At 59.8% G+C, this 20008-nt stretch carries 20 protein-coding genes; 10 read left to right on the top strand and 10 right to left on the bottom strand.

Features of this window, described 5'->3' with window-relative positions:
* Positions 1-46: 46 nt before the first annotated feature.
* From ACQK2G_RS14940 to ACQK2G_RS14930, 3 genes are read left to right on the top strand one after another with little or no spacing between them, the layout of a single operon-like run.
* Entirely contained in the window at positions 47-967 is a 921-nt protein-coding gene (locus tag ACQK2G_RS14940; protein ID WP_425405838.1) for an ATP-binding cassette domain-containing protein, read from the top strand.
* Positions 957-1796, top strand: coding sequence for a metal ABC transporter permease (locus tag ACQK2G_RS14935; RefSeq protein ID WP_425405837.1), 840 nt, complete (start codon positions 957-959; stop codon positions 1794-1796). The genes ACQK2G_RS14940 and ACQK2G_RS14935 overlap by 11 nt, the downstream gene beginning before the upstream one ends.
* Positions 1793-2215 (top strand): Fur family transcriptional regulator, encoded by a 423-nt coding sequence (locus tag ACQK2G_RS14930; RefSeq protein WP_425405836.1) that lies wholly within the window; start codon positions 1793-1795, stop codon positions 2213-2215. Before ACQK2G_RS14935 ends, ACQK2G_RS14930 begins: the two co-directional genes overlap by 4 nt.
* A gap of 20 nt (positions 2216-2235) precedes the next feature.
* Here the strand turns inward: ACQK2G_RS14930 and ACQK2G_RS14925 are convergent, their stop codons facing one another.
* From ACQK2G_RS14925 to ACQK2G_RS14915, 3 genes are read right to left on the bottom strand one after another with little or no spacing between them, the layout of a single operon-like run.
* Complete coding sequence (locus ACQK2G_RS14925) at positions 2236-2655, bottom strand: ExbD/TolR family protein (RefSeq protein WP_425405835.1); 420 nt, start codon at positions 2653-2655, stop codon at positions 2236-2238.
* Between the two features lie 8 nt (positions 2656-2663).
* Positions 2664-3065 (bottom strand): ExbD/TolR family protein, encoded by a 402-nt coding sequence (locus ACQK2G_RS14920; RefSeq protein ID WP_425405834.1) that lies wholly within the window; start codon positions 3063-3065, stop codon positions 2664-2666.
* Positions 3055-3789 carry a MotA/TolQ/ExbB proton channel family protein gene (locus ACQK2G_RS14915; protein ID WP_425405833.1) on the bottom strand — a complete coding sequence of 245 codons (735 nt, stop codon included), beginning with the start codon at positions 3787-3789 and terminating at the stop codon, positions 3055-3057. The genes ACQK2G_RS14920 and ACQK2G_RS14915 overlap by 11 nt, the downstream gene beginning before the upstream one ends.
* A gap of 280 nt (positions 3790-4069) precedes the next feature.
* Here ACQK2G_RS14915 and ACQK2G_RS14910 point away from each other — a divergent pair, with 280 nt between their 5' ends.
* On the top strand, positions 4070-5119 hold the full coding sequence (locus ACQK2G_RS14910) for a helix-turn-helix transcriptional regulator (protein ID WP_425405832.1): 1050 nt from the start codon (positions 4070-4072) through the stop codon (positions 5117-5119).
* A gap of 6 nt (positions 5120-5125) precedes the next feature.
* Here ACQK2G_RS14910 and ACQK2G_RS14905 read toward each other — a convergent pair whose 3' ends face one another.
* From ACQK2G_RS14905 to ACQK2G_RS14880, 6 genes are read right to left on the bottom strand one after another with little or no spacing between them, the layout of a single operon-like run.
* Positions 5126-6280, bottom strand: coding sequence for a TonB family protein (locus ACQK2G_RS14905; protein ID WP_425405831.1), 1155 nt, complete (start codon positions 6278-6280; stop codon positions 5126-5128).
* 24 nt (positions 6281-6304) lie between these two features.
* Positions 6305-6640, bottom strand: a complete 336-nt coding sequence (locus ACQK2G_RS14900) for a DUF2218 domain-containing protein (protein WP_425405830.1) — start codon at positions 6638-6640, stop codon at positions 6305-6307.
* Positions 6641-6672: 32 nt separating this feature from the next.
* On the bottom strand, positions 6673-7440 hold the full coding sequence (locus ACQK2G_RS14895) for an ABC transporter ATP-binding protein (RefSeq protein WP_425405829.1): 768 nt from the start codon (positions 7438-7440) through the stop codon (positions 6673-6675).
* A gap of 2 nt (positions 7441-7442) precedes the next feature.
* Complete coding sequence (locus ACQK2G_RS14890; RefSeq protein ID WP_425405828.1) at positions 7443-8558, bottom strand: FecCD family ABC transporter permease; 1116 nt, start codon at positions 8556-8558, stop codon at positions 7443-7445.
* Position 8559: 1 nt separating this feature from the next.
* Positions 8560-9759 (bottom strand): ABC transporter substrate-binding protein, encoded by a 1200-nt coding sequence (locus ACQK2G_RS14885; protein ID WP_425405827.1) that lies wholly within the window; start codon positions 9757-9759, stop codon positions 8560-8562.
* A gap of 11 nt (positions 9760-9770) precedes the next feature.
* On the bottom strand, positions 9771-11792 hold the full coding sequence (locus ACQK2G_RS14880; RefSeq protein ID WP_425405826.1) for a TonB-dependent receptor domain-containing protein: 2022 nt from the start codon (positions 11790-11792) through the stop codon (positions 9771-9773).
* Positions 11793-12030: 238 nt separating this feature from the next.
* On the opposite strand from ACQK2G_RS14880, the gene ACQK2G_RS14875 reads away from it, so the two are divergent.
* The gene (locus tag ACQK2G_RS14875) at positions 12031-13089 is read left to right on the top strand and encodes a patatin-like phospholipase family protein (RefSeq protein WP_425405825.1); all 1059 of its coding nucleotides are present in this window, start codon (positions 12031-12033) and stop codon (positions 13087-13089) included.
* 19 nt (positions 13090-13108) lie between these two features.
* Here ACQK2G_RS14875 and ACQK2G_RS14870 read toward each other — a convergent pair whose 3' ends face one another.
* Positions 13109-13510 carry a hypothetical protein gene (locus ACQK2G_RS14870; RefSeq protein ID WP_425405824.1) on the bottom strand — a complete coding sequence of 134 codons (402 nt, stop codon included), beginning with the start codon at positions 13508-13510 and terminating at the stop codon, positions 13109-13111.
* Between the two features lie 608 nt (positions 13511-14118).
* Here ACQK2G_RS14870 and ACQK2G_RS14865 point away from each other — a divergent pair.
* The 5 genes from ACQK2G_RS14865 to bfr all read left to right on the top strand — a co-directional run bounded on the left by ACQK2G_RS14865 (position 14119) and on the right by bfr (position 19947).
* Positions 14119-15417 (top strand): imelysin family protein, encoded by a 1299-nt coding sequence (locus ACQK2G_RS14865; protein ID WP_425405823.1) that lies wholly within the window; start codon positions 14119-14121, stop codon positions 15415-15417.
* A 160-nt stretch (positions 15418-15577) separates the two neighbouring features.
* On the top strand, positions 15578-17077 hold the full coding sequence (locus tag ACQK2G_RS14860; protein ID WP_425405822.1) for a di-heme oxidoredictase family protein: 1500 nt from the start codon (positions 15578-15580) through the stop codon (positions 17075-17077).
* Between the two features lie 71 nt (positions 17078-17148).
* Positions 17149-18201 (top strand): imelysin family protein, encoded by a 1053-nt coding sequence (locus ACQK2G_RS14855; protein WP_425405821.1) that lies wholly within the window; start codon positions 17149-17151, stop codon positions 18199-18201.
* A 1-nt stretch (position 18202) separates the two neighbouring features.
* Positions 18203-19285: a DUF1513 domain-containing protein gene (locus ACQK2G_RS14850; RefSeq protein WP_425405820.1), complete on the top strand. Its 1083-nt coding sequence runs from the start codon at positions 18203-18205 to the stop codon at positions 19283-19285.
* 179 nt (positions 19286-19464) lie between these two features.
* A complete protein-coding gene (gene bfr, locus ACQK2G_RS14845) occupies positions 19465-19947 on the top strand; it encodes a bacterioferritin (protein ID WP_425405819.1) in 483 nt (160 codons plus the stop codon).
* Positions 19948-20008 lie beyond the last annotated feature (61 nt).

The following is a 20008-nucleotide window of genomic DNA, read 5'->3' as shown; positions in this document are numbered from 1 at the left end:
TTATAAGATAACGTTTCTTGTGTGATGGTATAACGGAAGGCATAACGTGGATCAAGTTGCCTTCGACTATGGAGAGACCTTCTTGTCACAACCTGCGGACCCGCTTGTATCCTTGAATGGCGCCGGAATAGAACGGTCCGGGCGCTGGTTGGTGCGCGGCATCGATCTTTCCGTTCAACCGGGTGAGATCGTGACCCTGATCGGACCCAACGGCTCGGGTAAATCGACCACCGCGAAAATGGCCCTCGGTATTCTTAAGCCGGATGAAGGCACATCCGTGCGTCGGCGCGACTTGGTGGTTGGTTACGTGCCGCAGAAGATTTCGGTCGATTGGACACTGCCGCTCACCGTTTCGCGTTTCATGCATCTCACCGGCCGTGTCGGCCGGGCGGATGCCGAGGCGGCGATGAAGGAAACGGGTATCGATCATTTGCGTTCCGCCGAGGTCAGAACCTTGTCTGGCGGTGAGTTTCAGCGCGTCCTGCTGGCCCGTGCCATGGCCAGGAAACCCGACCTGCTTGTATTGGACGAACCGGTCCAAGGCGTGGATTTCTCCGGTGAAATCGCACTGTACGACCTGATCAAGCGTATCCGCGATGAGATCGGCTGCGGCATTCTCCTGATCTCCCACGACCTTCATGTGGTCATGGCGGCAACCGACAGGGTACTTTGCCTGAACGGCCATATTTGTTGTCAGGGCTCGCCGACGGCTGTCGCTTCCAGCGCGGAATACCAGACCTTGTTCGGTAAGCGGGCGGCGGCGACGCTGGCCGTCTACGAACACGACCACGATCATACCCATCTGCCGGATGGCCGGGTTCGTCACTCCGACGGGACCGTGACCGATCATTGCCATCCTGAGGACGGGCATCATCACGACCATACGCATGGTCATGTCCATGCACTTGCTCCGGCCGATGCTGAAGAGACGGAACGGCAGGCCAAGGAGACCCATCATGCTGGATGACTTCTTCATCAGAGCCATGCTTGCCGGCGTCGGCGTGGCGGCCGTGGCGGGGCCGCTCGGCTGTTTCATCGTCTGGCGCCGATTGGCCTATTTCGGCGACACGCTGTCCCATGCCGCATTGCTCGGCGTGGCGATGGCTTTCCTTCTGGACATCAATTTCACCGTCGCGGTTTTCCTGGTCTCGGCAATCGTCTCCCTGGCCTTGTTGTTCCTGCAACGCAAGGCGACAGTCTCGTCGGATTCCCTGCTTGGGCTGCTGGCCCATTCCGCTCTTGCGCTTGGTCTGGTGGTCCTGGCCTTCCTGACCTGGGTGCGTGTCGACCTCATGGGCTTTCTGTTCGGCGATATCCTGGCGGTATCGCGCATGGACATCGCGGTGATCTATCTCGGCGGGGCCGTGGTGATGGCGGTGCTGGTCTGGGTATGGACACCCTTGTTCGCGGCGACGGTGAACCGGGAATTGGCGGAAGCGGAGGGGATGCGGCCCGACCGCGCCAATATCGTTCTGATGCTCTTGATGGCGACCGTGATCGCGATTGCGATGAAGATCGTCGGCGTGCTTCTGATCACGGCGATGCTGATCATACCCGCGGCGACGGCGCGGCGTTTCGCCGGCGGCCCGGAGCAGATGGCGGTCATTGCGGCGATCGTTGGCGCGGCTTCGGTCGTCGGCGGCCTGTTTGGTTCACTGGAATGGGATACTCCCTCCGGTCCGACGATTGTCGTGGCTGCCTTGTTCCTGTTTATTCTCAGCCTGTCGCCCTTGCCGCGCCTGTTGACGCGCGGTCGGGCCGGCGGCGAAGCGCCGATAGCGAAGGAGGGCAGATGACGATGTCCACGGATCCTCATGCCGACGCCGATCTCACCAAGAACCAGCAGATGGTCCTTGATGCTTTGAGCGGCGCGGACGGTCCGCTCAGCGCTTATACGATTTTGGACCGCCTGCGCGAACAGGGCTTCAGGGCGCCGCCGCAGGTCTATCGGGCGTTGGACAAGCTGGTCGAGCTCGGCATGGTGCATCGGTTGGAAAGCTTGAACGCCTTCGTTGCCTGCCGCCACCCCGGATGCGACACGCATGAAGAGACAATCGCCTTTGCGATCTGCGACGACTGCGGTCAGGTGGCTGAGATTTCGGATGATGCCCTGTCCGAAGAATTGGGCGCAATTGCCGGCCGGGCAGGGTTCCTGCTGAAAAAATCCACCGTAGAACTGCGCGGTATCTGTGACGCGTGCCAAACCGCGTCCTAGGACTGCTCGGCGGCGTCGCCTCAGGAATCCTCCGGCAGCGTCAGCAGGTTGAGTTCGCCTGCGCCCGCATCCCGGATGATTTCCATGACATCTATGACATCGCCTGCCTTGGCGCCTCCATCGGCTTTGAGGCGCAGGATTGTATCAGGGTTGGCTTGCAGGCGCTCCGCGAGGGCAGCGCCCAGATCCGTTTCGGACATCACGGTCCCGTCCAAGGCTGTTTCCCCATTCGGACCGACGAGCAGTGTCAGGCTTCCAGTGTCTTCGTTGATGCCCGACGTGGAAGAAGGAGGCGAAATCTCAAACGGATCGGCGGACGAGAGTTTCCCGGCGATCATGAAGAAAATCAGCAGCAGGAAGACGATGTTGATCAGCGGCATGATCGCGTCATCGTCGTTGCGAGGGCGCCTGTCCGCATTTTTCGACCGACTGATACGCATATTCGATCCTATTGTCCCGCTGCCTTGATCAAGGAAATGTTCGTCGCGCCGGCCCCGGCCAGAACATCCAGCACGGCGACTGTCTCCTGCAAGGAAATCGCCGGTGCCGGTTTCACGAAAATGCCGCGATCCGGCGACTTCTCAATCTGACCTGCTATTCTGGTGGCGAGTTCCTTCACTGAGATAGGCTTGCCGGACAGGCGTAGGCCGTCATTGCGAATCTCGACCAGCAGGGTGCCTTCAATGCTGCTGCCCCGCCCGGACGCTTCCGCGGGGGCGTTCAGATTGATTGAACGCCATTCCAGGAAGTTTGACGCGAGCATGAAGAAGACCAGCAGAATGAAAACGACATCAATCAGCGGGGTCAGGCTGATCAGATTTCGCCGTCTTGGTTGCGCTTTAGCCAGCATGGGCCGTTCGTGCCGTCCGCAAAACCGGCGGTTCGCTGGGTTTCACGGCAACCGGGTCGGTGAAGAGATCGGCGGTGAAGACCTGGGTCACGACGGTGTCCATTTCGTGCGCCAATCGGTCGACCTTCCGTTCCAGCCAGTTCAGGAAAACCACGGTAGGTATGGCGACGGCCAGTCCGACGGCGGTCGTCAAAAGGGCTTCCCAAATGCCACCCGACAGGACGGCCGGATTGACCTTGTTGCCCGCGCCCTCCAACTGTTGGAATGCCGAGATCATGCCCAGGACCGTACCGAACAGGCCGAGCAGCGGGGCGAGGGAGGCGATCACCTCCAGCGGCCGGAACCAGCTACGGAGCGATTCCAGAACCTCTGCGGCCTGACGTTCCAACTCCTCCCGTATCAAGGCATCGGGCAGTTTCTGCGCCCGCGCGCGGATGGCTATCAGCAGCAGATGGCAGACCGGGTTTTTGGCATTCTCCGTCAGTGAGATCGCCTCGCCCAGATTACCGCGACGGAAGTGTTGGATCGCCTGCTGGGCCCGTGCGCCGTCGCCAATCCGCGCGGCTCGGAACTGAAACAGTTTCACGATCAGGATGGTCAGGGCCACCAGGGACAGTGCCATCAACAGGATGACGACGGGCCCGCCTGCATCGATCAGCGATAGAAACTCATCGAAAAATCCGGACTGCGGCACTTCGGCCGGCAAGGCGGTGTCTGTCTCCATGTAGTCCCCCACAAAATTGGGCCTCTAGGAAACCGGCCCTCGGTGAAACGGCATCGACGCACGCCACCGATGACGCCCTTTGTTCGGAAAGACCCGATAAGTGCGATTTGGCGGCGCTTCGTTGCGAAACGGTATATGCTTGTTTTCTCGCAAGTGCGAGGCAATCGCAATAATAATCTTTCGCAAGTAGAAACAGCGTCAGAATGGCGCGGCTCGACATTGTTGCGAATAAGTCGCATTTGCTGATAATATGGCTTGTTTGGGTATGAGGGGGATTTCCATGATCGAACGCGAGGCGGACTCGAGATTGCTGCAATCTCGCCGAAGCATCCTCATGGAAGGGGAGTTTTCCACCAGCCAGTTGATGGTAGCGGCGGGACCGTCCAGCGTCACACGGTATCGGATCGAACCTGAGCGGATCGACCCGAAGGAAACGGTGATGCGGGGCAGGCTGAGCGACGTTCAGGCCCCGTCCGGCCTGTTCATCCACGCGACCGACATGACCGAAAAACTTGACCTTGCCAAGGAGTGGCTCATGCCGCCGGCCTTCATGGTCGCCGTGGTCCTGGAAGGCGGCTTGGACATGTATCTGGATGACCAGGCTTTACGCCTCGGGGGCGGAGATGAGCCGGTCGGGCAATTCTGGAACCTCACTCAACCCACCAATATGCAGCGGCGTTCCCTGCATGACACCCATATGCGCAAAGTGATCATCCGCGTTCCGCGGGAATGGTTGTGGACGGTCCTGGAAGGCGATTACGATCGGAAGGACCCGCGCTGCGCCCCCTTCACGCAACACCGTGCGACGGGAACCTGGCGTCCTTCCCGTCATGTCGTTGCCTTGGCGGAGCAGTTGATCAACCCGCCGCCCGATGCGTCCTCGCTGCGGGTGCTTGCGGCCGAGAGCAGGGCGCTGGAGATCGTCCGGGAAGCTTTGGCGAGCGTCATCGAGGGCGCGGATCCGCCCGCCCTGCGTGACGCGGCCCCGAACGATTTTTGTTCCAGTCCTACCTCGGTCGACGCGGACAGGGCTCAACGGATCAGAAGCTTCATTGTTCAGAACCGGAACGGGTCGCTCAGTCTTCCGACCATCGCGAGGCAGTTGGGCATGAGCGTCGGTTCGATGCAGACCTCGTTCAAACGCACCTATAGGACGACAATTGGCGCCTTTATTCGCGAGCAACGCCTGATCGTGGCCAGAGACCTGATCGAGCAGCATGGCAAACAGGTGGGCGAGGCCGCCTATCTTGCCGGGTATGAAAGCCTCGGCAGTTTCTCGACAGCCTTCAAACGCGCCTTTGGCTTCCCGCCGTCGGATTGCAAGCAATAACGATTTCTAGCGGTTTCCCCGCAGGGAGTATTCCACCGGCAGAACCACGTCGAGGTAGTCGCCCGGCATGTCCTGGGGAAAGCTCGGCAGCGGTTCGGCCCGGACCAGCATTTCCAACGCGGCGTCGTCCAGCAAGGTGTGCCCCGACCCTTCGCGAATCTCCTGCGCCATGACAGATCCATCGCGGCCAACGCGGAAATACAACAAAACGACCCCCTGCATGCGCTTACGACGCGCCAGCTTGGGGTAGTCCTTGTGCCTCTCCAGCCATAGGCGCAGCTTTGCGATATAATTCGGCGACGGGGCGGAGACCGCCGCGCCGCCGGTAGAGTTGCGGCTGTCGGTCGCTGTTCCGACGGGGGCGTCCGTCGCCTGTCCGGAACTGACCGCGGCGGCGGAAGAGTGTGAGGATTGCGTCTCGGCGGGCTGCGTTTGCTGCACCGGCTGTGCCGCGGGTACGGTGGCCTGCACCGACTCAGGGGCAGGTTGCTCGACGATTTGCGGCTGCACGGCAGGGACCGGTTGAACCGGCGGCTCCACGGGTTTCGCCTCTACGGTCTTTGGCCGGATCGGCGGGCGTGGTGGCGGAGCCTCCTCCACCACAGCCTCGGTAGCGACCTCCGTCACGGGCTCCAGGACGGGCACGTCTTCCGGCGGTGGCTCCACGACCGTCACCGTCTCGGGCAAAGGTTCAATCGGTTCGGCCGGTGTCACATCTTCAATCGGAACGGTTTCGGTGATGGCTGGTTCGATGACAGGTTCTACGGTGGGTTGAACTGTCGGTTCGACCGTTGGCTCGACAATAGGTTCCGCAACGGGTTCTACACTGGGCTCGACAACGGCTTCTTGAACGGGAGGCGTGACCGGCGGTTCGACCGGCACGGGATCTGCCGTTACCGTCTCCGTGACGGTCGCTTCCTGGGCCGAGACTTCTTCCGCGAGCGCCGGATCAGGGGTGGCCTGATCCGCACCCGCGAGTGAGGCGGTCATGGCAATCGAAACGCTGATACCCCCGACACCAGGCGCTTCCGCCCCGGCCTGCTCGTCGGCGGGCCACTGCAGGAAGACCGCCGCATGGATTGCCACGGCAACGCCGAAAGCGATCAGCCAGTGTCTGGCATCCAAATCCGCCGTGGCCGGCATGGGAAGGGCATGTGTCATAGCGTTATCCGCTTGTTCCGCTGCTCACGTCATTTCCCGCAGATCGGGGAGCTTGTCGATCGGCAGATCCTCTGGGAGGTCGTCTTGCCATTCGATGACGAGTTCCTCGCGAAATCCGAAGCGCAGTAAATGATCGTCAATGACGGCCTGGGTGCGCATCAACCCTTCGGGCTTGGGGGACTGAATATAGAAGGTCAGGCTGTTGTCTGTCGCGACCATAAAGCAAAGGCCGAAGGGAAAGTCCACTCGGGCCGTTTCCGGATTGAAGTCGACCGTCACCTTGTGATTGAAATGTTTACACAATTGCTGTAGATATTTGCTTCCCAATTTCGTCGATACGACGGAATGCGTCTTGTGCATGTCTTGCGTTCCTATCCCGGTTTTGTGTTTTGTTACAATGCGCCTGAGACATAGATCATTCTGGCGCCGGATGCGCTGGCTTCCACGTGTCCATCGACCTGGTAGATATCGCGCAGGACCTGCGGTGTGATCGCCTGTTCCGGCGGCCCGTAGGCCCGAATTGAGCCGTTGCCGATGACGGCCACCTGGTCGCAATAGCGAAGCACGAGATTGATATCGTGCATGGCGACGAGGCAGGCGGCTGCGCGCATGCGGACATGTTCGCGCAGTAGGTCAAATACGACCGATTGCCATTTCAAATCCAGGGCGCTCGTCGGTTCGTCCAACAGGAACAGGCGTGGATTTCGGACCAGGACCTGTGCGAGCCCGACCAGTTGGCGCTGCCCGCCCGACATTCGGCTGAGGGGACGAAAGGCGAGTTCGCCGAGACCCAATCGGTCGAAGGCGGTTTGCGCGGCCGCCGCCACCTGTTCGCCGGACAAGTCCGGTCGGGCGGCCTTGCAGGCGGTGATGACGACTTCATAGGCGACGAAGGTGGACGGTGGCGGCAGGTCCTGCGGCAGGTATCCAATCACCGAAGATTTCTTGAATCGCGGCATGTCGGATATCGGGCTTCCGTCCAGCATCGCTGTGCCCTGAAACGAAAGGACACCGGCGAGGGCTTTGAGCAAAGTGGACTTGCCGCAGCCGTTGGGGCCCAGCACGCCGATCAGGGAGCCGCCTTCTATCGACGGCACGGTTACCCGATCCAGAATTGTGGTCCACCCGCGCCGTAACGTGAGATTTGAAATATCCAACATGGTCAGCGCCACCTCCCGCCATGCGAAAGCAGAAGCGCAAGGAATAAAGGCACGCCGACTAGGGCCGTGACGATGCCGTCCGGAATCAAGACGCCCGGGATGATGGTCTTGCTGGCGAGCGACGCGGCGGACAGCATCAGGGCCCCGGCAAGGGCCGAGCCCGGCAGATAGAAGCGGTGATCCTCGCCACAGATCAGCCGGGCGATATGCGGACCGACCAGACCGACGAAACCGATGACGCCGGTAAAGGCCACGGCCACCGCGGCGACCACGCTGACGCGCAGCAGTGTCGTAAACCTCAGCCGTTCGACGGGAACGCCGGCGCTGCGGGCGAATTCCTCGCCGTTGCGCAGGACGGTGAGGTTCCAGACCTGACGGATGGAGAACAGAAAACAGATCGCCAGCACGACGGTGATGATGCCGGTCTTGTCCCAGGTGGCCCGCGACAGGCTGCCCATCGTCCAGAACACGATCTGCTGCAGGCTGTCGGAATCCGCAGCGAACTGGATCAGGGATACCAGGGCCTGAAGCGCGAAGACGATGGCGATTCCGAACAGGATGATACCTTCCAGGCTGGGACCATAGAATTTGGCGAGGAACTGAATCAGCAGGATGGACAACACAGCGCCGATGAAGGCGAAGACCGGCAGGGCGAAATGCTGCGGGATGTCCCAGGGCAGGGTGAAATCGAAGACGATCACCAGAGAGGCGCCCAAGGTCGCAGCATAGGTGACGCCGAGGGTCGCCGGGCTGGCTAGCGGATTGTTCAACACCGTCTGCATTTCCGCGCCGGCAAGGCCGAGGCAGGCGCCGACGGCAAGCGCCATGACCGCATAGGGCAGGCGCACTTCCCACAGGATGACGCGTAGGGCCTCGGGCAGGCTGTCCGGTGCGATTAGTCCGTTCAATACCGTCGTCACCGGCAGGGAGGCCGGGCCGGTTGCGACATTGACCAGAAAGGAAGCCAGCAAGACGGCGCCGAGCAGCAGAAGCCAAACCAGCCGCTTCCTGACAAAGCGGCTGTATTGAACCTGCAGCGGCGAAACGCCGGCTCGGATCTCGTTCGGCCTTCGCTCGGCCAGTGCGTTTGTGGGTTCGGTCGCGGTTCCGTCGCTCATGTTATTGTCCGCCTCCGAGCGATACCCAATACGTCCCGTTCATCGGGAGCGGCTGAAATCGATGGTAAAACTCGGTCAGCGATTGTTCCGGCGAAAGGTCGGCGAACAGGTCGGGATGGAACCATTTGGCCATGGTCTGGATAAGGGCGAAATGCATCGGCGAATTGTAGAAATGATGCCAAATGGCATGCACGCGGTTTGCCTTGACGGCATCGAGGCTCTTGAGGCCCGTCCGCTCATGGATTTGCGCGAGCGTGAGCTCGGCGACCGCTTTGTCCGCATAGGATCCCAGGACAATCCGCTTGGGAAACTGGTCCGCCGTCAGGACCGACCCGATGGCGGATCCGATATAGATGTCCGGTTGTCGAACCAGCAGTTCTTCGACACTGACCGCGGCGAAGGAACCCGGGATTGCATCGGCGAAAATATTCTTACCGCCGGCGAAGTCGACCATACGGCCCAGCATCTGATTGCCGATCGAATTACAGCATTCCGGCTTCAGGCCCACATGCAGTTCCATGAAGACGCTTGGTTTGTCTTCGATGTCCTCGAGTCTTTTCGCGACCTTGTCGAGTTGCTCCCGGTAGAAGGTCAGGAAGTCTTCCGCCTCGGTCTGTCTGCCCATCACCTTGCCGAGCAGGCGCATGCTTTTCGGCGTGTTCTCCAACGGTTCGATCCTGAAATCGATGAAGATCACCGGGATCCCCGCTGCCTCCAGTTTCTCGATGATATCCGTATGTTTTTCGCCCGGGCTGTGGCCGCCGCCGAGCCCGAAGATGGCGAGATCGGGCATCAGAGCCGCCACGCTTTCGATATCCATCGTGGCGGCACTGTTTTTTCCGACCCGCGGAATGGAGTCGATTTTCGGGAAATGGTCGGCAAACTGCTTGTATCCCGCCGGGTCGAACAGCTCGAAGTCGCCCATCATACCGGCGATCCGCTGCAACGGATTGTCCCTGTCCAGGATGCCGATGGATGGAAGGTAGCGTCCTTCCCCAAGGATGATTGCCTTGACGGGCGCGGCAAGGGTCACCTCGCGTCCCGCCAGGTCAGTGACGGTGATTTCATCGGCGGCCTGCACCTGCAAAGAACCGGACAGCAGCGACCCGAAGATCGCTGCCGCCAAGACAACCAGCATTTTGTGTTTGGTTGGGTTCCTGTCCGCCTTTGCCCGCCGTCCACGCGCAAAGATTTGTTTCATGGATCCTCCGATCAGAAGTCGATTTTGACAGTTGCCAGGACCGTGCGGCCTGGCTCGTTGAAGGGGATGACCTGGGCGTTGTCGACACCGGACGTCGCGCGGTCGACATAGGTTCGGTCGAACAGGTTGCGTATATCGAGCCGCATGGTGACGAAGTCGTAATCGACCGGCTGCAACTGCGCGAAGATGTTGGCGACCAGATACGAGTCGTTCGGCGTGGCTTCCTGCGTCGCATCCTCGAACGCGTATTCGGCGCTGGCGCCCATGCTGAATCCGACGTCGTACCAGTCCTTGGCGACTTCCATGGCTGCGGTCTTGCCGGTCTGCAGTCCGTGGAAGGAGGCGGCGCCGCTGGTCAGCACTGCATCGTCCGAGCGCAGGCGGTTGTTCGAATAGCTGGCGCGGACCAGCAGGCCGTCATTCTGGTATTGACCCGAGATGTTGTACCCTTCCGACCGCAGATCGCGTGTGCGGTTCCGGATCTGATTGCCCCGGTCATGACTGCCTTCGATGTCGGTCAGATAGACATGAACGTCGCCGGAGAACGGTCCCTCGACCCCTTTGAAGCCCAGTTTGTAGCTGAACGAACGTGACGATGAGAGGCCCTCGTAGTCCCACTGGCCGGCAAAGTTGTAGATCGCCGATTCGCCCAGGGGGATGCCGCCATAGGTCGTCGCCGCACCGGCATACCCGGTCAGCCAGGTGAGGGCATCGTATTCGACATTCGCGCTGCCGCCCGGGCCGCCGCCGGAGATATCCGTCCCCTCGATCCCCTCGAACCATTGCTGGTCGTAGCGAATGCCGAGCGAGGCGCGCAGTCGCTGGGTCAGGTTCAGGCGCGATTGCACGAAGAACCCGGCGTTGTAGGAGGTTTCCGTATTGTCGAGCGATACGCCGGCGCCGCCGAAGCCGCCTGTTGGCGTTCCATGCCCTTCATCCCGATAAAAATCCGTGCCGACTGTGACGCTTCCCGACTCCGCGACACCCAGGCCCGTGGAAAACGTGTTCGCCAGCTTGCCGCTGACGCTTTTTGTTTCGGAATACAGATCGAACCTGTTCGGCCCGAAAGCCAACTCGTCGACGAACAGTTCGGAATAGTTGTAGCTCAGCACCGCTTCCGGATTGAACATCTCGGTCGGCGCCTCATCCTTGTAGGAAATTGAGAACGAGCGGCGCCGGAATTCCTGCAATGTGGCGGGCGCGCCATTGGCCAATGCACCGAAATTGGCCCGGTTCGGGCGGATCGTGGTGTCGTCCAGGTAACTGGCCTGAAATTCTATCCGGCTGCCGTCCAGGCCAGACCAAGCGAACTTCCCGATAGCGTTATCCATGTCGGGTGCCGTGCCGGCCGTCACGATGCCGTCGCCGTCCTCGTAGTTGTCGCCACCTTCGAAGGACGTGTAGGCGAGGGCTTCGAAGCCTTCATATTGCGCGGCTATGGTCCCGACTTCCGTATGCGCCGGGCCGTTGCCATTGAACTGCAGGCGCGTGAAACCGCCCCACATCTCGTCGCTGTCCAGGATGTCGCGGGCGTCCTTGGTCTCGAAGGCAATGGATCCGCCAAGCGCGTTGGGGCCGACATCCACGGGCCCGATGCCGGTCTCGACCCGCACGGTCTTCAGCATGCCCGGGTCGATGATGGCGGTTCCGAGGTGATGAAAGGCCGAGTCGACCTGTCGCGCGCCGTCGATTTTCACGTTCAAATTCGTGTTCTCGATACCGTTCACATAGATTTTGCGCGAAACATCCGACCCGCCGCCGACTTGGACGGAGGGGTCTTTTTCGAAGACATCCTTGATGTCGACCGGGTTTGTCCGCTCCAGTTCCTCCTCGGTGATCTGCACACCGCCCGGGGCGACCTCCGTGGCGGTGATGGAGATTGGGGCGAGGACGGTTTGTTCCTGTGCCTGCGCCGGAAGGCTGGCAAAGGCAAGGATGGCGGTGGTCGCGGCCAACATTCGGGACGGAGAGGCAAGGGAGGTGTTCAATGCTAGGCGGCGGGTCGGGGCACCGGAAACAAACATGGTCGTCATCCACAAAAATCATTCCAAGATGCGAATGACTATTAATTACATGTTTGCGGTCTGGCCATCCGAATGAGTTTTCAGTTTTCGCAAAAAACTTTCGAGATTTCGCAGATGGTGCTCAAACACACGGGCGTGTCGGGGTATAGTCCCGGCAAAGTTCCGGTTTGAACGGACTGCTCTTCATCGGCGGAGGAACAGGGAACGGTACGGCCGTTTCGGCTTAACCAAAGCGAGGGAGGGTCAGGTGCCCAAACGGAATGGAAAGACTTTCGAAAAATCGGTCAATCTGGCGCTGCAGGGTGGGGGCGCGCACGGCGCCTTTACCTGGGGCGTGCTGGATCGTCTTCTGGAAGACGGGCGGATTTACATCGAAGCGATCAGCGGGACTTCCGCCGGTGCCATGAACGCGGTTGCCGTGGCGGATGGCTTGATGCGCGACGGTGAGGATGGGGCACGCCAAGTGCTGCACGACTTCTGGCAGGCCGTCAGCGATGTCGGTCGGATGAGCCCGATCCAGCGCAATGTCATTGATGTGTTCATGGGGAATTGGAGCTTGGATAACAATCCGAGTTACATGTTCTTTGACCTGCTGAACCGGGTCACGTCGCCTTACGATTTGAACCCGATGAACTTCAACCCGCTTCGCGGCATCCTGGAGAGCACGATCGATTTCGACCGTGTGGCGGTTTGTGACAAGATGCAGGTTTTCCTATCGGCGACCAATGTGGAAACCGGTCGCGTGCGGGTATTCAACCGGGCGGAAATAAACGCCGATGTCGTCCTGGCATCGGCTTGCCTTCCCTTCATGTTCCACGCGGTTGAGATCGATGGCACGCCCTACTGGGACGGCGGATATATGGGGAATCCGGTGCTGTTCCCGTTCTATCGGACGAGCGACTCAGACGACATCGTCATCGTTCAGATCAACCCGGTCGTGCGGAAAGGGACGCCGCGCAGCGCCCGGGAGATTCTGGACCGCGTAAATGAAATCACATTCAACAGCAGCCTGTTGAAGGAATTGCGCGCCATCGATTTCGTCCATCGCCTGTTGGAAGACGAGGCATTGGACTCGCAGGCTTACCGCAATCCCCTGGTTCATATCATTGAGTGTCATGAGAACCTTAAGAATCTGGGCGCGTCATCGAAACTGAACGCGGAATGGTCATTCCTGCGGCACCTGTTTGAGATTGGCCGCGGGGCGGCGGATGAATGGATCGACCGCAACTACAGCCGGTTAGGCGTCGCATCGACGGTGGATATACGCGCGATGTTCCAGGGAATCGGCGCCGATCACCAAGGATAAACGTGGCTCCGCGTCATCCTCAGTCCGGCTTGCGTTTCGCTTCCCTGAAGGTCAGGGCCAGGCGTTCGATCTGTTTGTCCATCAACAGCCGGCCTTCCTCGCGCGTCGGTTCGTGGTCGAACATGATGAGGTCTTCCCGGCGAATGATGACCGACAATTGGTTGCCCATTTCGCAGCGCATGAACAATGCCCAGATGTCCTGCAAGGTCCGCAGGATCAATCGGCAAACCAGAATGCCCTGGGCATTCAACCGGTCGAGTTGAGGTTTCCTGTCAGGATCGTAGGTCACGTCCGGCAGATGTTTTCGGAATGATTTCAGGGCTTCGCCGCGTAACGAATAGGCCAATGGCCGCCCCACCGTGCTGCGGTTCCAGTCGATCCTGGCGACGGAGAATTCCTCCAGCATTTTGAGCGATTTCACCTGGTTTTTCGACAGAACGAAAGCCGTTGCGGGTTCTTGTGCCGCAAGGGAAGTCGGTATGGAAAACATGCCGAGGAAAAGCATAAGGGCACATATTCCGCCGGAAATTGCTTGGATATTCTTAAACACTTTCTTTCAGACAACTCGGATAGTGAACGTGGATCATGTTCCAGCCCGTGTCATCGTCTTCGCCCAGTGAGCATATTAGTGCAACAGCTTATTGGCGTTGGGCTTCACCGCGATGTCTGGACGGCTGGTACGGGGCGTTATGACCCGCGCAGTATCATTCATGCTTGTCTAATAAGTAATGATAATCAGTTGCAATTGATTTTGGGCAGCGCTATTCACCTTTGTCGAGGGAAGATATCGGCGTTTCCGGCCCCTGACGGGGCGCATGGCTTAGCCGATATCAGTTGAACGTATCTATCAGTGATCAGGCCCAAGTTCCGATATTTGACGCGAATGCGTGGCAATCGCATTGATGAAAATTGACCGGCCCGCGGCTCGTTATGCGAAGTCGATGGCCGGCGGGGACGCCTGAGCACTGCCTGCATATTCGGTAACCAAACTGCCATTTGGTTCAAATGATAGGGCGGAAGGAGACAAAAATGGGTTTTGAATTTTCGTTGAGCGGCCGGGGAACCGTTGCCGCCGTTTTTGCCGGGATGCTGGCTTTCGGATTGGCGGCGGGTAGCGCGTCGGCGGCCGGTCCGTCCGCTGAAGATGTTCTCGGCACCTATTCGGACATCGCCTTGGCCGGTTACGAAGATTCGCTGGCGACGGCGCGTGCGCTGGATGCGGCGATCGACAATCTGATCGCGCAACCGAGCGACGCCACGCTGTTGGCGGCGCGGGCAGCCTGGATTGCCGCCCGGGCACCCTATCAGCAGACCGAAGCCTTTCGGTTCGGGAACGCCATCGTCGACGATTGGGAGGGGCGCGTGAACGCGTGGCCGCTGGATGAAGGCCTAATCGATTATGTCGACGCATCCTATGGGTCGGACTCCGACGAGAATGGCCTCTATACGCTCAACGTCGTCGCCAATCCGACACTGACGATCAATGGTGAGACGGTCGACGCGTCCTCCATTACACCGGCTCTGCTCTCCGATACGCTGCAGGAAGCCGAGGAAGTAGAAGCCAATGTCGCGACCGGTTACCACGCCATTGAATTCCTGCTGTGGGGTCAAGACCTCAACGGCACGGGACCGGGTGCAGGCGCTCGTCCGGCGACGGATTTCAACACCGCCAATTGCACCGGTGGCAATTGCGACCGACGGGCTGCTTATCTGAAGGCGGCCAGCACGTTGTTGATCGCCGATCTTGAGGAGATGGTCGCCAACTGGACCGAGGACGGCGCGGCGCGGGAAGCGTTGCTTGCCGAGCCGACGGTCGGCATCGCCGCGATCCTGACCGGGATGGGCTCGCTCTCCTATGGCGAACTGGCGGGTGAACGCATGAAGCTGGGCCTGCTGCTCCACGATCCGGAAGAGGAGCATGATTGCTTCTCCGACAACACCTACAACTCCCATTACTTCGATCAGATGGGCATCCGGAATGTCTATACGGGTCATTACCTGCGGGTCGATGGATCCGTTGTCTCCGGGCCGTCCCTCGCCGATCTGGTTGCGGCGAAAGACAAGGCGCTTGCCGACGAAATCGCCAAGAAGCTGGATGTCACCGTGGCGGCCATGGCGGCGATGAAGGCACGTGGTGAGACTGTCGAAGCCTATGATCAGATGATCGGCGAGGGGAACGATGAAGGAAACGCCGTCGTTCAGGCTGCGATCGACGGTCTGGTCGGTCAGGCCCGGTCGATCGAGCGCGCGGTTGCGGCGCTCGACCTCGGCGCCATCGATTTCGAAGGCTCCGACAGTTTGGACAATCCGAACGCTGTCTTCCAATAGACGGACGCTGAAATGAAAAGTGCAGCGGCGCGCGGGCGAATGCCTGCGCGCCTTCCGCGTTCCGCGCGGTTCCTAGCGACGGTGAATTGAGATGTCTCGGCCGAGAGACAACAGAGTAGAAGGTCATGCCCGCAGCCATCTCTTTGGCGGGTTGGCGTTCATGGCTGGACTTCTGATGCTGCCGTTATTCTCCACAACGGCGCAGGCCGGCGCGATGGCTGCCCGCAACGACTTGTCGGACACTGACGCCGCCAAGGTCGAAAAGGTCGTGTCCCCCGCGACCGATTTTTCGAAACCGGAACAGTACGAAGCAATGTCCGGCGGGGCCGCGACCTCGTCTGCCGCCGCGGATCGAAACGCCTTCTCTCATCCGTCCGCCAATCTGCCTTTCGACAAGCGTCAAGATTTCGTGCTCGGCAACGGATTGTTCAAGAAACTCTGGGTTTCCGCACCGTCCTCGACACAGGCGTCCGATGGGCTCGGGCCGCTATACAATGCGCGTTCCTGCGAACGCTGCCATGTCAATGACGGGCGGGGGCGGCCGCCCGAAGAGAATGGTGGCAGGTCCGCCTCCATGCTCCTGAGGCTTTCCGTGCCCCCGCGGACGGAAAATGAGCGGGCAAGGCTACGGGACAAGACGATGCTGCGTCTGCCTGAACCGACTTATGGCGGTCAATTGCAGGAACTTGCCCTGCCCGGCCTGCAGCCGGAGGGGCGCATGGTTGTGCGCTATCAGAATAGAACCGTCGCGTTGCGCGGTGGGGAAATGGTGGAACTGCGTCGGCCAACCTATGAAATCAGGGATCTGGCCTATGGGCCGATGCGGCCCGATGTCATGATTTCGCCTCGCGTGGCGCCTCCGATGATCGGCCTGGGATTGCTTGAAGCGATCCACCCGGCCGATATCGTTGCGAATGCCGATCCGGATGATGTGGATGGAGATGGTATCTCCGGCCGGGTGAATTACGTCCGTGCCGACGCGTCAGAGGAACTCGTCCCGGGCCGCTTTGGATGGAAAGCGACGATCGCCGGCGTCGCGCAGCAAACCGCCGAGGCGTTCCTGACGGATATCGGGATTTCGACGCCGATGTTCCCGGATTCCTTCGGCGACTGTACGCCGGTTCAATCCGAATGCCGCGCATATGCACCCGGCGTACAAGCGCGTTTGGGAATGACCGAGGCGCCGGACCCTGTCTTGGGCTTGGTCACATTCTATGCCCGCAACCTGGCTGTCCCGGCCAGACGGGATGCCGGTGATCCGGGTGTGCTGAAAGGCAAGGAACTCTTTCACGGCGCGGGATGCGTCGCGTGCCATAGACCAAAATACGTCACCAGACGGGATGCGCTGCAGGTCGAACATCGGTTCCAACTTATCTGGCCCTATACGGACATGCTGCTACATGACATGGGGGAAGGCCTGTCCGACGGCCGGCAGGTCGGGGATGCCGGCGGTTCGGAATGGCGGACCGCACCCTTGTGGGGGATCGGTCTGACCCGTACGGTCAATGGGCACGGCTATTTTTTGCATGACGGGCGCGCGCGTTCCCTCATCGAAGCCATCCTCTGGCATGGAGGCGAAGCGAAATCCGCCCGCGACAAGGTCGTGGACATGTCGCCTGACGAACGTCGATATCTGATCCGATTTCTGGAGTCGCTGTAATGAGTCTTTACCATTGGTCCGCTCCGCGGGTGATTGCTCGTGGCGGAATTCTTATGGCCTTGGGCATATCGATGATGACAGGGCAGGTGGCGACGGCCGATGAACCGGACCTTTCACCTGTCCTGACCGAAATGGTGGATGGTGTTGTCATTCCGACCTATGAGCAATTTGCCGCTGTATCCGCAAACGAGGTGATGGCCGTCGAAGCGCTCTGCACCGGTCCAAGCCCGGAAACGCTTCGGATCGCGCGGGCCGGCTTTGCTTCTCTCGTTGACGGCTTCTCCCGAATAGAAGCGATGCGCTTCGGGCCGGCGCGAGACGAGAACCGCTTTGAGAAACTGTTCTTCTGGCCCGACCGCCGCGGTCGAGGTTTGCGACAGGTTCAAGAAATCATCCTGGAAGAAAACACGACCGCGCTAGACGCCGATCAATTGGCGGGCAAGAGCGTCGCGGTCCAGGGCTTGTTGGCGCTCGACTTCGCGCTGTCCGATGAAGGGGCCGGCGAGGCACTCTTGCGAGCGGACAGTTTCCGTTGTGGTTATGCACTCTCGGTTGCCCGTCGGATAGCCGCGACTGCGCAAGAACTGCTGGCGGATTGGACCGGTCCGGGCGGTTACGGCAACCAGATGAAGAATGCAGGCCCGAACCAGGCAATCTATCGGACCAGCGGTGAGGCAATGCAGGAAATCCTGCGCTCCACCTCGGAGGTATTGACCATCGACAGGGAATTCAAAATTGCCCGCGTGATCGGTGACAGCGCGAAGCAGGCGAGGCTTAAACGCGCGCCGTTTTGGCGTTCGGGGCTTTGGCTGCAGGCCTTGGACGCCAACGTCGCCTTTGTCGAGAACCTGTTTGCCGGCCGAACGCTGGCGGCCATGCTGGATGACGAAAACCAAACTTTGCCGAAGGAACTGCGTTTTGAGTTGGAACAGGCGCGCAAGGCCATTGCGGATGCCTCCGTCTCGATCGGTCGGGGGCGCGGTTCGGGCGAGGTTGGGGAAGATGCGTACGCCAAGTTGAAATACGCTCTCGTTCCTCTGCATGGTGCCGCAGACATCCTCGAAAGCCGCCTGCCGCAGGCGCTGGGATTGGTCATTGGATTCAATTCTCTGGACGGGGATTGATATGACGGGAATGTCGATCGGCAGGCGCTCATTTCTGGCTGGGACCTCCTCTCTTGTTGTGCTGGCCATCGCGCCCGTCATGGCGCGGGAAGGCGGAGGCAACGCGTTCATTTGTGCGATGAAGGACGCCGAAGGTTTCGCCGTTGCGGTTCTTTCCGCTCAAGGGAAGATACTGCGCTGTGAGGCACTTCCGGAACGGGCGCATGGCGCGGCGGTCTCCCCGGACGGCAGAACCGCTGTGATCATTGCCAGACGGCCGGGTCGTTATATTGCTGTGATGGATCTCGCCACCGGTGCACCCTTCAAAGTATTGCCTGTCCATCCGGCGCGTCTGTTCTATGGGCACGGTTTCTTTTCAGCGAACGGCAGGTTGTTCTTCGCGACCGAAAACGATTTCGAGAACGAACGCGGTGTCCTCGGGATTTACGATGTTGCTGACGGTTTCCGACGGGTGGGGGAATATTCCTCGGGCGGGATCGGGCCACATGAAGCTATCCGTATGCGCGACGGTAAAACCGCGGTCGTCGCCAATGGCGGGATCATTACCCATCCGGATTTCCCTCGGGAGGAACTGAACCTGGCCACCATGGACCCGACCCTGGCCTATATCGACGTCGCCTCGGGCGAGATCCTGGCCGTCCATAGGCTATCCAAGGATTTCCATCAGATGTCCTTCCGGCACCTCGCCGAGGATCAATCCGGTACGGTTTGGATCGGCGGGCAATATCATGGCTCCGCCGCGGATACGGTTCCCATGGTATTCACCGCGACTGCCGACGGCGTGAGTCCGGTTCCGGCGCCCGATGAGATCTATCGGAATATGCGCCACTACGTCGGATCGGTAGCGGCGGATATCGGGAACGGCCTGATTGCGACCACATGCCCCCGTGGGGGTGTCTGGCAGGTCTGGAACGCCGACAGCCGGTCTCTTGTCGCCGACAGGAAGGTTCCGGACATATGCGGCGTCGCCGCGGGGGCGAACGGGTTCATTGCCGTTGATGGATTGGGCGGGTTCCGAAATGAAAAAACGGTCCTGTCCAGCAGCCCTTCGGTGGCGTGGGACAACCATCTGCTGTCATTGTGATCTGCCGTCGATGAGAACGACAATCAATCGTAAAAAACATAATGATTGCGAATAGTTAGCAACTGTTTAGCTTTTAAAACACAACAAACTAATGTAATGTCGCTTTTCCGTGACGTCGCCGACCAACGTGTTATGTAGGGAGCTGGAGCGACAGTCACTCACCCACAAGAGGGGAAGATATGAAAGGCGACAAGGAAGTACTCAAGCACCTGAACGGGATCCTCAAGAACGAGCTTACCGCCATCAACCAATATTTCCTGCATGCACGCATGTTGAAGGATTGGGGTTACAAGAATCTGGCCGACAAGGTCTACGAGGAATCGATCGGCGAAATGAAACATGCGGATATGCTGATCGAGCGTATCCTGATGCTCGACGGCCTTCCGAATTTGCAGGACCTCGGCAAGTTGAAGATCGGTCAGAACGTGCCGGAAATGTTCGAAGCCGATGTGGCTTTGGAAGAAACGAATCAGGGCGCGCTCAAGAACGCCATCGTCAAATGCGAAGAGAAGCGCGATTTCGTATCACGGGAGATCTTCGAGGACATTCTGGAAGACACCGAAGAGCATATCGACTGGATCGAGACCCAGCAGAATCTGATCAGCCAGACGGGCCTGCCTAATTATCTGCAGGAACAAATGTTCGAGAAGGACGACAGCTAGACGCGCCGGAGCCTAGTCCGAGCGGAGAGTTTTCGGGGCGGCGCCTTCATTGGCGTCGCCT

Source organism: Hwanghaeella sp. (assembly GCF_965227365.1).
In the GTDB taxonomy this organism is placed as follows: Bacteria; Pseudomonadota; Alphaproteobacteria; order UBA8366; family Aestuariispiraceae; genus Hwanghaeella.
The sequence above is the reverse complement of the archived record's forward strand: the minus strand, read 5'-3'. Positions and strand labels throughout refer to the sequence as shown.